Annotated in this window: 13 protein-coding genes; 5 read left to right on the top strand and 8 right to left on the bottom strand. The window is 36.6% G+C overall.

The window, feature by feature from the left end; translation table 11 throughout:
* Positions 1 to 76: 76 nt before the first annotated feature.
* The 4 genes from QUH73_RS10225 to QUH73_RS10210 form a co-directional block, all read right to left on the bottom strand.
* The gene (locus tag QUH73_RS10225; protein ID WP_289530340.1) at positions 77 to 1114 is read right to left on the bottom strand and encodes a hypothetical protein; all 1038 of its coding nucleotides are present in this window, start codon (positions 1112 to 1114) and stop codon (positions 77 to 79) included.
* 439 nt (positions 1115 to 1553) lie between these two features.
* Entirely contained in the window at positions 1554 to 2204 is a 651-nt protein-coding gene (locus QUH73_RS10220) for an HD domain-containing protein (protein WP_289530339.1), read from the bottom strand.
* Between the two features lie 25 nt (positions 2205 to 2229).
* Positions 2230 to 2802 (bottom strand): cytochrome b/b6 domain-containing protein, encoded by a 573-nt coding sequence (locus QUH73_RS10215; protein WP_289530338.1) that lies wholly within the window; start codon positions 2800 to 2802, stop codon positions 2230 to 2232.
* Between the two features lie 46 nt (positions 2803 to 2848).
* On the bottom strand, positions 2849 to 3400 hold the full coding sequence (locus QUH73_RS10210; protein ID WP_289530337.1) for a hypothetical protein: 552 nt from the start codon (positions 3398 to 3400) through the stop codon (positions 2849 to 2851).
* A gap of 212 nt (positions 3401 to 3612) precedes the next feature.
* Between QUH73_RS10210 and QUH73_RS10205 the strand changes: the two genes are divergently transcribed.
* Positions 3613 to 4338: a hypothetical protein gene (locus tag QUH73_RS10205; protein WP_289530336.1), complete on the top strand. Its 726-nt coding sequence runs from the start codon at positions 3613 to 3615 to the stop codon at positions 4336 to 4338.
* A 99-nt stretch (positions 4339 to 4437) separates the two neighbouring features.
* On the opposite strand, the gene QUH73_RS10200 is transcribed toward QUH73_RS10205, so the two are convergent.
* From QUH73_RS10200 to QUH73_RS10185, 4 genes are all read right to left on the bottom strand, one after another.
* The gene (locus QUH73_RS10200) at positions 4438 to 4680 is read right to left on the bottom strand and encodes a hypothetical protein (RefSeq protein ID WP_101308493.1); all 243 of its coding nucleotides are present in this window, start codon (positions 4678 to 4680) and stop codon (positions 4438 to 4440) included.
* A gap of 156 nt (positions 4681 to 4836) precedes the next feature.
* Entirely contained in the window at positions 4837 to 5865 is a 1029-nt protein-coding gene (locus tag QUH73_RS10195; protein ID WP_289530335.1) for an ATP-binding cassette domain-containing protein, read from the bottom strand.
* Between the two features lie 95 nt (positions 5866 to 5960).
* Positions 5961 to 6668: a GTP-binding protein gene (locus QUH73_RS10190; protein WP_289530334.1), complete on the bottom strand. Its 708-nt coding sequence runs from the start codon at positions 6666 to 6668 to the stop codon at positions 5961 to 5963.
* A gap of 98 nt (positions 6669 to 6766) precedes the next feature.
* On the bottom strand, positions 6767 to 8053 hold the full coding sequence (locus QUH73_RS10185; protein ID WP_289530333.1) for an ABC transporter substrate-binding protein: 1287 nt from the start codon (positions 8051 to 8053) through the stop codon (positions 6767 to 6769).
* Positions 8054 to 8322: 269 nt separating this feature from the next.
* Between QUH73_RS10185 and QUH73_RS10180 the strand changes: the two genes are divergently transcribed.
* From QUH73_RS10180 to QUH73_RS10165, 4 genes are all read left to right on the top strand, one after another.
* The gene (locus QUH73_RS10180; protein ID WP_289530332.1) at positions 8323 to 10611 is read left to right on the top strand and encodes a gliding motility-associated C-terminal domain-containing protein; all 2289 of its coding nucleotides are present in this window, start codon (positions 8323 to 8325) and stop codon (positions 10609 to 10611) included.
* Positions 10612 to 10688: 77 nt separating this feature from the next.
* Positions 10689 to 11615 (top strand): ABC transporter ATP-binding protein, encoded by a 927-nt coding sequence (locus QUH73_RS10175; RefSeq protein ID WP_289530331.1) that lies wholly within the window; start codon positions 10689 to 10691, stop codon positions 11613 to 11615.
* Between the two features lie 59 nt (positions 11616 to 11674).
* Positions 11675 to 12910 carry an ABC transporter permease gene (locus QUH73_RS10170; protein ID WP_289530330.1) on the top strand — a complete coding sequence of 412 codons (1236 nt, stop codon included), beginning with the start codon at positions 11675 to 11677 and terminating at the stop codon, positions 12908 to 12910.
* 125 nt (positions 12911 to 13035) lie between these two features.
* Entirely contained in the window at positions 13036 to 13707 is a 672-nt protein-coding gene (locus QUH73_RS10165) for a Crp/Fnr family transcriptional regulator (protein WP_289530329.1), read from the top strand.
* The last annotated feature ends 15 nt before the right edge of the window (positions 13708 to 13722 follow it).

Below are 13722 nucleotides of genomic sequence, written 5' to 3'. Positions count from 1 at the left end.
GTTAATTGTACTAAACTTTCAAACTTATCAGCACCCATGATAATTTAGTTTTTGTTAGGGCAGGGCTTTCACTTCCTCACTTCAGTTCTAATGCTATTTTTATAAAATCCCCAATACTTTTACCTAAAACTGCCATCCCTGCGTCATGTGGATTTTCAAGTTTGTATCTTCCTTTTGCAGATCCATTTAAAGCGTAGTCATGACCATCTATTGTCACTATACACCAATGTTTTTGCCTACATTCTATTATTATTTCATCAACATAAAAGGGCCAGTCTCCATCGTACTCATCTTTTGTAATTTTCTTTGATTTATAATCAGGATTGTATTTTCTCTTTAGGTCATCACTGAGTGTTCTTTTATGAACGGATTTAGGTGTCTCTTTGAATTTTGTCGTATTCTTTCTGTAGTCTGTTTTGCCATAATCACCTTCATAAAGCATACCGTAATCAAAGAAAGAACTGATTGTTATTTGTTTCCCTGTTTGTCCAAGAGTGTTGAAGATTATTTGACGAGAAAGACTTGCTATGAATTTCTCAAAAACGATTATAATATGATTGGTTATTTCCTGGTAAATTTCCTTGTCTACATCATGATTCATTAGTTTCTTCAACATTCCGTCATTAATCGGCATAATTCTATTTTCAAATTTTTGCCAATTTTCTTTAGGATTTATTCCAATTTTCGAATTGTCCGTGATAAAATCAAAGTTGTAATATCTGGCGATTTTCCCAAACTCGGATAGAATAAAAAGTAACTCTTTTAAATCTTTATTTTTATTTAAAAATTCCAAGTCCTTTTTAAATTGGACAGGAGGATAATCAATACTGTAATAGTTTTTTAAAATATCTGCTAAAAGCTTTTCCAAATCATGACCAATCTTTTTTAAGTACTGAAAGTTTGGTAAGACTTTTTGTTTTTCAAAGTGTCCAACACAAATATAAGCTTTCATAAACCTCTCAAAGCCTTGAGATAAAAGTTGAAATGGCAGAAAGTAAAAGTCATTGTCAAGATTGATATTTTGAAGTTCTCCAAAACCTAATCTCACTAGTTTGTTTGCAGTTTCAAACTCTTCAAGTAATGCAAAATATTTTTGTATCTCAATTTTTTCCATACTACTGGTTTTTCAGCCTCGCCCCTAACGGCCTCGCTTAGTTTCTTGGGTGATTTCAAAATAATTACCTTATCAAGAAAATATCTAGAAGACTGCATTTCACTTCTGAGAATAATTCCAAATAAAGGATAAAACAGAATTGGACAATGCTGCCCAAACTATATGTATTATACCCATTCCCGTTTCACAATACCAAATCTACCAAATTATAATCAATACTTCGGCGCGTTTATAAAGTTTGAGACAGCCACAAGGTATTGAATGGAAAATTGGGAACAGCGACTGTTTGACTTTTCAATTTTCAAAGCACCCCTCTCCCTGTCGGGATCTCCCCTCAAGATGGAAGAACTATTACAACAAGCCTAGGTTGGACTTTTCAAGCAACGTAAGGAATAAAAACCACTGACGGACTTTTGCCTTTCTCCTTGGAACTTGGAACTCATTTCCCTTCCCACTCCTGATAAAACTGATTAAGATACACCTGCATAAAAGCATGGCGTTTTTCGGCCATCGCTTTACCTGCATTTGTGTTCATTCTATCTTTTAACAAAAGCAATTTTTCGTAGAAGTGATTGATGGTTGGCGCATCGCTGTTCTTGTATTCCTCTTTTGTCATGTTTAGGTTTGGAGGAATGCCTGGGTTGTATATTTCGCGGTTTTTATGCCCGCCGTAGTTAAAAGTCCGGGCAATGCCTATGGCGCCAATGGCATCCATTCGGTCGGCATCCTGCACCACATCCAGCTCCGGCGATTTAAACTTCTGAACTTCCTTGCCCCCTTTAAACGAAATGTTGGTAATGATGTTCTCTACATGAAGAATGGTTTGCTCATCCACCGAAAGGGAGGAAAGAAATTCTCTGGCTAAACGCGGACCAATTTCCTCATCTCCACCATGAAATTTAGAATCAGCAATGTCGTGAAGCAAAGCACCCAGCTCTACCACAAACAAATCTACCTTTTCTGTCTTAGCCAACTCTTTTGCCGATTTCCACACCCGATAGATGTGCCACCAATCGTGCCCGCCTTCGGCATCGGCAAGTGTTTGTTTTACAAATTCTACGGTTCTACCTATAATGCCTTCCTTATTCATCTTTGTCAATTTCACCCATACGGTTCTAAGCTTTCAATCCTCCTATTATTCTCGAAACGGTTCCTTTTTTACTCGTAACTTCCTCAATTAAAACCCCCGCCAAATGGATTGCGATAAATGGAATCAAGTAATAATTAGAAAGTACATGTATCCCTTCCATTGATTTTTTCAAACTTTTCGGTCCCCATTCTATAAGAATCCCGGTAACTAATGAAATTATTACACATACATAAAAAATGATGTACGTCCATTTTTGAATTTTCTCTTTTACAGATAAATTTTTATCCAGTGGATTTTGAATTTTCATTTGTCCAAAGAATGGAATCGTGAAACGAACCGCAAATAATCCAACCAATACATATCCAATGTATAAATGCCAATTCCACATTGGTTGTCGTATTTGTTTTGCTAAACGAATGAGCTGGTCGTGCGATAAAGACAGATCGATACTCATTAAATAATTTTGAATAATATCTGCCACATTATTTTTATTCAACCAAGTTGATCTCAAAAATATAGTTGCTAACAACAGCAAAAAAGAAACAGCTATTGCCCAATGAATAATTCGGTAAATTTTAGAATATTCTTTATTTTCCATGGTATTTTTTTTTAAATGATATTCGTATTACAACTCTACTGTTTAATCAATTTATTAACTGGTTTCCGGCTTCGGTCTGTTCTTCAATTATCTTTTCACAAAGCATTTTCGCAAAATCTTCTTCCCGATACAATTCATGTTCCTGATCAGGAATCAAATTAAGATCCAACTCCAAATCCCGAAACCACTCCACGTCTGGTTTGTATCGATCGTTGGCTCCGAAATAAAGGGAGCACTTACAATCCGGCTTTTCCTTTTCGTACCTTAACCGGGTTGATGATATGGCATAAAGGGTGGAAATATTAAGGCCTTTCAACCCGGCTTTCCAGGCAATTACTCCTCCTACACTAAAAGCAAGAACAATAATGGTCTGTTTCTCCTGCAATCCCAGTTTGTACACGCCACGATCAATTCCTCCATTCACAAACCGGGCATGAAGCCGTCCTTCCGAATTATCCGACAAATCAAGATCAATCAATTTACGGGAATCGAAGTATTCTATTTCGAAATATGGATTCAATGTCTTTTGATAAGAATGCATCCACCCCGCCTCTTCAAATCCCCACAAATCCGATAGTATGATAAGCCGTTTCTTCATCTTGAAGTTAATTTTTCAAAGGCTGAAAGATAGGGAAAAATGTATTGTGGAAGAATAAGAAAAAGTTAAAAATAAAGTTCGTTTTGATGCTGTATTTGCAAAACAAAACACCTCATCCCCCAGCTCATTCTGGAGAAGGATAGGTTGAGGTATCTAGAAGATGAGATTTTCAATAAAAATTCCTCAACTTTGTTTTTTCTTAAAACAGCCTTATGCTCGATAAAAAACTGCAAATTTCAAACCAACCAGCACTTGATCAATTGTTTTTAAAAGAACAAATTGAAGCTTTACGGAAAGAATTGGAATTCATCGAGCAAAAAACAAGTGCTTTTGAAACCCTGCTGCGCACCAGCTTGGCTGATGAATTAATTGAGGAGCAGGAGTTGAGGATTATCTACAAAAAATTGCAGCAAACCAAAAAAGAAAAAAGACTGGAACAAAAACGCCGTGGCAAAAATTACAAAGAGCCCATTGGAATTAAACCAATCATTAACCCCAAAGTAAGCACATCGAATATAGAAGAGCACAAAGAAAAAAAACGATTGTATCGGGAAGCCATGCTTCATGTTCATCCCGATAAATTTTCGATGGACGAGGAGAAAATTGATCTCGCAACAGAAGTAACCAGTAAACTAATTGATATTTACAGAGCCGGCAACCTGCAAGAACTTCAGCGATACCATGCGCATATTTTTAGTGGCAATGCTCTCAATCAGGAAATCGAAGTTCTTCCTAAGGGAACAAAAATAATCGCTCAGGATTCTTATCTGAAAAAAGAAAAAGAGCAATTGGAAGACTTGTTGTTTACCGCCAAAAACAGGCATACTTACAAAGTACTGACTGAATATCCTGATCCGCTCCTTTTTGTTGAAGAATTGAGGGTTTATTATGCCGATAAAATTATCAAATTGAGGAAGCGCACCAGGAAGGCTGTCTGAAAATGAAAAATCCCAACAGAACAATATTGCCCTATTGGGATTTCTCTTCCAATCTTATTCCATATAGACACGCCATGACATGTCCCTGCAGTTAAAAAATTAATAGCCGATACCTGCCGCCATAATGTTGTTCGGATCGAACGCGTGGCAAGGTGTTACACCGTGCACCATATCACATTTCGGACAATGTCCTTCGAATTCTTCCATGGTGAAGGTTTCTTTGCAGCCATGACATTCAATATCCAAAGGCATTGGCATTAATTGCTGTGCAAAACCCATCATTCTTACTTTGTCAACTACTTGTTTTCCGTTCTCGAAACTTCCTGCGCATCCGTCGTGCATAATTTTATCTCCTTTTTTAGTCTTTAGTAACTGGTAATTAGTAGTTAGCCTTTACCAAACGACATGATATTTTAATATTATTTAATTTCTATATTCAATGCTTGCTTATCAAGTTGTATTTTGAAATTACTAATTCGTAATTACTAATTCTTAGATTTAAAACCCTATATCTTCCTTTTTAATGATTTCGCCGTTACGAAGTCTTGTTCTCATGTTTTGAACCACAGCATCCATACGTTCCAAATCAACCAACAGCTTTCTCTCTTCATCGCTGGTTTCAATCACTTTATGAATGCCACCATTTTTGATCACGATTCGCTTGTCGCCCATTAAAGCCAACATAGGATCGTGAGTTGCCATCAATACAATCTTTTCTTCGCCAATCAGCAAATCGAGTGCTTTTTTGCGGTCGATACCTGCATTCTCAATTTCATCAATCAAAATAATCGGCGACTTACTCAGAATAGCAGTATCAGCAATCATCAATGCTCTCGATTGTCCACCACTCAAACTTGTAATAGGAGTGGTTAACTCAAACTTTTCTCCGGCAAGCTTATTGGCTTCTTCTATAATCTTAGCAATAACACCTTCAATATCTTCAACCAATCTGCTTTGTGCATGCAACTCCAAAAACTCATAAACAGATAGATCCATTACAAAATTCATATTCTGCGATAGCTGAGCAACCAATTTGTGTCCCGAACTTACCCGCCATTTCTTGTCTCCCATTTCTTCATTCACCAAAATGGTTCGCGAAGTTGGGGTATCGTTTTGCGCTACCCATTCAATATCGGCAAGCAATCTGCTTTTTCCCGATCCTGTTGGTCCAACAATACAAACAATCTCACTTTTACTGATTTTCAATTCACCAAACTGCTCGGCTTCGCCCGATTTATTGGTTCCGGGAAGAATACTAATGCTGTAAACTCCATCATGCTCATCTTCGCCCAAAAATTCGAGCATCTGAGAAATATAGATCGTCATCGAATTTAAAAACTGATCTTTATCAATGGCTCTGTTCTCAGCCTCTTCCTCATCATCCAAAAACTTCAGATAATCAATTAGCTTTTCGTTAATCTGGCCATTAACCTGTAGTGTGTTCTCCTCAAAAAATCCGGGAAGAAAAGGATATTGCTCAAATAAATCGGCAATACTTTGGTTTTGCATATCTTGAACTGTGATCATGTTGTGTCTGTTTTTAGCTTATTAATCAGCACCAGCTAAAGCAGGTGGCAAATAACGATTAGACGCTTAACTTTTCCCTTGAAACTTTCTCCTTGTTACTTTTCGTCCTTCTTGTCGCTCATATCAATCTTGCGAACATTACCCATTTGGTAGCTTTCTCCAATTCGGGTTTCGCCCAAACAGTATGAACACAAAGCCGATGGCATTGAAAATCTCAATTTCTCACCCACTAAAGTCTTAATTTCCACCTTTTCATCGTAAAGCAATGTACTTAACTCGTAGGCACCCTGTCCGGTTAATCCATTTATATGCATAATACTTGCTCCTGGATTCACCTGATTTACTCTTGATGCAAACACTTCTCTTTCAGCCTGCGATACAATATCGCCCTTTGTGATAATCACGATATCGGCACTCTTTAACATCGGCCCAATTTTCTTTGGTGTGTTAATTCCGCTCAAATTATCGATAACGCAAACAGCTGTAATGCTTTTTACGTAGGGAGAACAACGGTTACACAAACCCGCACTTTCCGTAATCAGCAAATCAAAACCTTCTTTAATTCCCCACTGTGTTACCTCTTCGATATTACTTACAAAATAATGATCCGGACAAAGTGAACCGGACAATCCCTTTTTTACTTTTATGCCTGCCTTTTCGTACAAAATATCATCATCGGTATAAAGGCAATCAAATTTCACCACACCAACTTCTAATCCCCGCTTTTGCAGCGAATCGATAGTTTTTAAAATCACTGCTGTTTTTCCTGATGAAGGAGGCCCTGAAACTGTAACTAAGTTCATATCTGGTATTGTTTAAATTCCTAATTAATATTTTCGGGTACACATTGCACCCCTCTGTCCTTCGGACATCTCCCCTGAAAAGGGAGAATTTTAAACAATTACTTGCTTGACGTATAATTCAACGGTCCCAAATTTGCAAACGATTCATCCTGTATCGATTTATTAAAAATGCACTCACATTTCTTTATCAAAGAACCGATATCATTACTGTTAATGTAATCCCAACCCAACCACATAAATTTATTCTCTTTCGGTAATCGGTTATCTACCTCAGGATTAATACTTGGAAACAAACCCTGATGCGACAGAATCTCTCCTACCTCTTTCGAGGCAAAGAAATTAATAACAGGTTGTGTTTTTTCCAATTCATCCTTCTTGCTTAGCATGAAGATAGGACTGATAATTGCACCGTCTTCCGGCCAAACAGCAATCATTGGACCTCCAACTTTTACCATCTTAGTAAAAAAATAAGGCATGATTGTAATTGCAGGCCGTACGTTCTTTTTGGTATGAGATTTTACCATTTGAGCGGGATGCATACTTTCCAGCAAACAAGCCCCCAAACCTTTTACTCCTTCTTCGCCATATGCCTTGTAAATGTGCAGCAACATTGAGTTAAACAAATCGAAATCGCTGATTGGCAAACTTACACTGCGCTTAAATTCCGGCTTGAAAATATCAGCCCATGTGCGTGGAACCGGACGATCTCCTAATTCTGCCGTATTTACCAGAAAAACAGCAGGCACTACACCAATCATAGAATAATGTCCTTCCGGATCTTTCAAACAAATCTCATCGTTATCAAAATCTTTGTTCAAACGCTCGAAACCGGTACTGTCTTTAAAAATACCTTGTTTTTTAAATTTACCCATCAATTTATCATCGAAGAATAAATCGAAACCAGCAGAAATAAATACATCCGCTAAATGATCGGTGTTTTCCTGATTGATTACATCATCAATTAACCAATCCAATCCCATCGAAGCCGCTTTCAAATCATACACAATTTCATTATCGTGCTCCTTTTCGTATTCTTCAATAAAAGCATCAATCCCTTCCACCAAAGGAATTCGTACCGGACAAGGCAACAAACCCTGAACATGAATCGAGTCTGCTTTTTGCTCTTTGCTTTTTTGATTCAAATCGCCGTCAACCTGATTTCTGTTTAAATCGATTCCTTCTATCAATAATTCAGAAAACGTGTCCACATTTAGTTTCTTCATTTTTAAAGCCAGTTCCAAAGAAAGAGATTTACCAAAGACTGCTCTCTTCGCTTCATCCTCTAATTGTCTGAATCCATTTGAAACAAAAATTTTAATTGTTTCAGGGTACTTGGTACAAATATCAAGCAAACTATCCGTGGTCTTAAAATATTGATTCTTCATTTCGAAACAGAATTTAAATGATTTCTTACTGCAAATATATCTCAGTACAATTTAGAAAACTGTAACCGATGTTACACATCTAAAAAATAGGTACTGAAAACATGAACAAAAATGATATGTTATCGTAGAATAAATGATGAAAAAACATTTAATCCTGATTAACGATCTATTTTTAGCGACCAAAATCAACCATCTAATTATTTTAAACTATATTTACATCAGTCTAAATTGATTCTTTTTAGTTCTCATTTCATTAAAAAAAGAAGATAATGACCAGATACAAAACCAAACTAACACATCTATCCATAAAAACCAGTCTCGTTTTACTATTCTTGTGCACAGCTGTTTCCGGTTTTTCTCAAAACGATACAGTTCGTATCAATTCCGATTATCAGATCATGTATTGCTCAGCAACCAATGGTACTGTGTTGCCCATGCAGGAAATACAACTCCTTTTAGAAGGACCAAAAGATAAAAAATGGTTTGTAAGCTTTTCTGTTAACAACAGTCCTGCTATGATTCTTAATGGTAATGAAGGCATCAATTTTTCGGAATACAACATGTCACTCTTTTTTAAGAACACTTCGGGGCACGTAAAAAACTATACCATCGAATTAAAGAAAGCATGGCTTGAGGATTTGTCTCCGGTCGTTATTCCTGAAAAATATAAATCTGCAACAGTGCAGGTGATGCCATTGGCAACTCCTGAAATTGAGGATTATCACCCAAAAGTAAAAATCAATACCTCACAAAAATATTCCGCTAAAATCGGGAAAAACTCAAGCTATTCTGTTTGGGTACCCGAAGGTGCTGCAATACTGAAAAATGAAAGTAAAATTGAGGACCATAAACAAGAAATTGAATTAAAAATTAAGTGGCCGGATCACGAAGCGTCAAATTATTTTAAATTGATAGAAACAGATGCTTTTGGCTGTAACAGTGATACAATTTTTGCAGGCCTTGAAGTAGTGAAAAGCTTTCAGGTTACTTTCGACGATAACAACAATCTATGCGAAGGTGAAAGCCTTGTACTCACACCAATTATTGATTTACCTTCTAATTATTCCTATCTGTGGAGCACCGGAGAAAACACAAAAGAAATTAGCGTAGATAAAGAAGGAACCTATAATCTTACTGTTACTGACTTGAATGACAATCAAGTTGTAAAATCCAAAATAGAAGTTTCAACTCAAAAATCACCTGTTATAAACCTTGAAGATCATGTGGTAATAGAGGATGAAAATTCCATTCTTGATATTTTCCAAAAAGGATCCACCTATTTATGGTCGGATGGCTCTACCGACTCAGAACTAAGCATTTCGAAGTCTGGTAAGTATTCTGTTACAGTAGTATCCAGTAATGGCTGTTCTTCAACAAAATCATTTTCGGCTAAAATGAAATCAGAACTTTTTGAAATAAATCTGCCGGAAGTGATTCAGTTGTGCGGCAATCAAAAAATGAATTTGGAACCAAGTTTATCAATTAATCAGGAGTATAGATATCTTTGGAAAAATGGCTCATCAGAACCTTCAATTGATATCGATAAAGCCGGAGAGTATTGGGTGAAAATTACCGATCCGGATGGTTTTCAGCAAACAGCAAACACGAAAGTGATTTATCATCCAAACCCAATTATTGATTTGGGAGCTGATATCACTTTATGGGATGAAGAAAGTGTAGTTTTAGATGCCGGCAATGAGGGTGCTGAATTTATTTGGAATACGGGCGAAAACACTCAAAGTATAAATGTAAATAGTGGTGGCGTTTTTGTTGTTGAAGTAAAAGATCATAACGGTTGTTTAAATAAGGACACTTTATACGTTAACCATAGAAAAGGTGAGAAATTCGGTGTGTTTTTGGGCGAAGATCATTCAATTTGTTCGGGCGATTCAATATTGATCAATCCTATAATTGAAGGAAATCCGGTTTATCCATTGCAATACAACTGGCTCGGACTTGCCAACAAAACTCCTGAAATCTATTTAAAAGAAAATGGTCATTATTGTCTGGAAGTAACGGACGCTAATGGCAATACGGAATCGGATTGTTTGGAGATTAATTTATTACCTACTCCGAAAATTGATTTAGGACAGGATTTAGAAAGTTATGCAGATAAAAAAATTGTTTTGGATGCAGGAACTCCAAACTGCTTTTACAAATGGGTAACCGGAGATATTACCCGAAAAATTACCGTTCAAACCGAGGGCAGATATTGGGTGGAAGTTACCACCGATTCAAATTGTACTGCCAGTGATACAATAGATGTAGCCTTTCTGGAGAACTATCCATATGTTGGTTTACCAAAAGCATTCTCTCCAAATGGCGACGGTCACAACGACAAACTATTTATTAGGGGTGAGGATGTAAAAGAAGTTACTCTGATAATTTACAACCGATTGGGACAAAAACTTTTCGAAACCACGAATATCAATAGCGGATGGGATGGATTTTTTAAAGGACAAATGCAGGATATTGATGTTTATGTTTATGTTCTGGAAGTAACTTTTTTGGATGGCAAAAAAGTCATGAAAAAAGGGAATGTAGCCCTTCTGCGCTAACTTACGCTAAAATCATCTTCTGTTTGTCATATCAATTGTGTAAATTTAGAGTTGTTGAAAACTAAACAACCCTCTATATGCTCGTTGCGAAAAACCTAAGTAAATCTTACAAAGAAGTTAAGGCTCTAAACAATGTTTCTCTTGCAGTTCAGGAAGGTGAATTATACGGCCTGCTCGGGCCAAACGGAGCTGGAAAAACCACAATGATTAGTATTTTAAGCTCTCTGCTAAAGCCTGACTGTGGAGAAATTCTTTATCGGGGAAAATCACTTTATCAAAATCTCACTGAGTCTAAAAAAATGATTGGAGTTGTTCCTCAGGAAATAGCTCTTTACGAAGACCTGACAGCCTTCGAGAATTTGAAATTCTGGGGAACTTTATATGGTATAAAAGGCAAACAGTTACAATTAAAAATTGAAGAACTCCTTTCCTTTCTGGGCTTATCGGATCGGAAAAATCATAAAATAAAAAACTATTCGGGTGGAATGAAAAGAAGAATTAATATTGCGGCAGCACTTCTTCACGATCCGAAAATCGTTTTTATGGATGAGCCAACTGTCGGTATCGATCCGCAAAGCCGAAATCTTATTTTTGAAGTCATTCAAGAACTCCATTCCCGTGGACTGACAATGATTTATACCACTCATTATATGGAAGAAGCCGAGCGCCTTTGCGACAGAATCGGCATTATTGATGAAGGAAAAATTATTGCTGAAGGTAGTTTCGAAGAGCTTAAAAAATCCTCAAATATTAAAGAGGAAATTCATGTGAAATTTACCAATACTCTAAAAACAGACCTCTCAAATATCGACAATCACTTTAATGGCCAACTTCTAATTCATGAGAATCAAATGGTGCTGTCAACTTCGCAGGCCAATGCGGATTTGCCCATACTAATTCAAATGTGTACGAATGCAAATCTGCACTTGGAAAATCTTCAGGTAAGAAGTCTAAGTCTGGAGAGTATCTTCCTTGAATTAACAGGAAAATCCTTACGCGATTAATATAGTGCATATCCATTACCAATTTAATGATCTTCCATTCGATTTAAACTGAAAAAATCATGTTCACAATAGCATTTAAAGGCATTCGACAATATTTTAAAGACCGCACAGCAGTTTTGCTATCACTATTACTCCCGATCGTATTAATTACACTTTTTGCATTAATGTATGGAGGAATAGGGAAAAAAGAAAAGTCACGTCCAATTTCTCTTCTTTTTACCGATCAGGACAATACTGAACTTTCAAAAGAAGTATTTAAAACTTTGAACGATCAGGATGGAATGCAGCTATTTCCCAAAAGCTACGAGGAAGCTTCCGATCTAATCAAAAAAGGTAAAAACACTGCAGTATTGGTTCTGTATAAAGGATTTCAGGATTCTGTGGAAGCAGGAAACAAAGCCCCAATGGAATTATTTTACGATGAAGCCAAGGAAATTGAGATGGGTTTACTACAACAGGCATTGTGGTCTAATTTATTTGGAATCACAATGAAAAAAGGAATCAAAGGAAAAGTAAATACTTGGATCAGAGAAAAAAACCCGAATCTTGCAGATGCAGAACTTTTGAATATTCAGGCACAGGTTGAAGAGCAGTTTACTGATTTCGATAATTCGGAAGATTCAAAAAAAATGGAAGAAAAGTCGAACCTGCCAATGACTGCAATTGTTAGTGAAGAAAAAAATGGTAATCTGGGATTGGTGCAAGCCATTGCAGGCACAGCAATTATGATGTTGCTTTTTAGCGTATCGGGAAGTGGTGCTTCCTTACTAAAAGAAAAAGAAGACGGAACCTTTCGCCGACTGCTGGTATCTCCTATCACACCATCGAGCATTCTTTACGGCAAAATGCTTTCGACACTTTTTATGGCCGTATTACAACTAACAGTCATGTTCTTGTATTCATGGCTTGCATTAGGATTGGATATATTTATTAATCTGCCAGCCTTACTCCTTATGATTTTATCGGCAGCAATTGCCTGTACCAGTTTTGGGATTTTCATGGCTTCCGTTTGTAAGAGCAGAAAGCAGGTGGAAAGCTTATCAACCTTGGTAATTCTCGTTATTTCGGCTCTTGGAGGCAGTATGATGCCACTTATTTTCATGCCTGAAATTATGCACAAGCTAGCAATTGTTTCTGTGAACTATTGGGCAATAGAAGGCTTTTTTGATATTTTCTGGAGACAACTTCCTTTATCAGAAATTTATCCCAAGATGCTTGTTTTATTAGGAATTGGTACTGTTCTCACCTCTATTTCAGTTATTAGTTTTAAACGAAATCTTCTGAAATTAGTCTAGAAACTCTGCTAAAATCAGTATTAATGAATACAGCACAGGGGATTTAAGACCAATTCATCCCTTATTCTTTGCAAACTGCCAAGAAACTTCTAATATTGGGAAAATATTAACAGATCAACAGAAAAATGCTATTTCAACAACTATCACAATCACCGGTTTTCAGAGGAATTTCTCCTGACGAAATGGAAAATTTGCTGATCGACTCACAGTATCAGATTAAGAAATTTTCAAAAGGTGACATGCTTGCCTTTCGGGAAGATCAATGCGAAAATTTGATGATTGTTTTAAAAGGCAGTGTGAAAGGTGAAATGCTCGACCCTTCAGGAAAAAGCATTAAAATTGAAGATATAATGGCTCCATACCCAATTGCTTCTGCCTTTTTATTCGGACAGAGAAATCAATTTCCGGTAAATGTTACTGCTAATAATGAAGTAGAGGTCTTTTATCTGTCAAAAAATTCAGTAATCGACCTGTTCCAAAAAAACAAAGTATTCCTGACCAATTATTTGAATTCGATATCAAACAGGAGTCAGTTTTTAGCCAACAAACTGATGTTTTTAAATTTTAAAACGATAAAAGGAAAGTTGGCGAACTACCTTTTAAAACTGGCGGCCCCCGATAAAACCGAAATTACCTTACCAAAATCTCAGTCCGAAATGGCTCAGTTTTTTGGTGTTACCCGCCCTTCATTTGCCCGAAGCCTAAAAGAAATGGAGCAAGAAGGCTTAATTGTAACGAACAGAAGGGAAATAAAAATCATAAATAAGCAACAACTCATCAGACTTTTACAACAATAGGTAAGAATTTTTAAA

The sequence above is a fragment of the Labilibaculum sp. K2S genome, assembly GCF_030372765.1.
GTDB lineage: Bacteria > Bacteroidota > Bacteroidia > Bacteroidales > Marinifilaceae > Labilibaculum.
The sequence above is the reverse complement of the archived record's forward strand: the minus strand, read 5'-3'. Positions and strand labels throughout refer to the sequence as shown.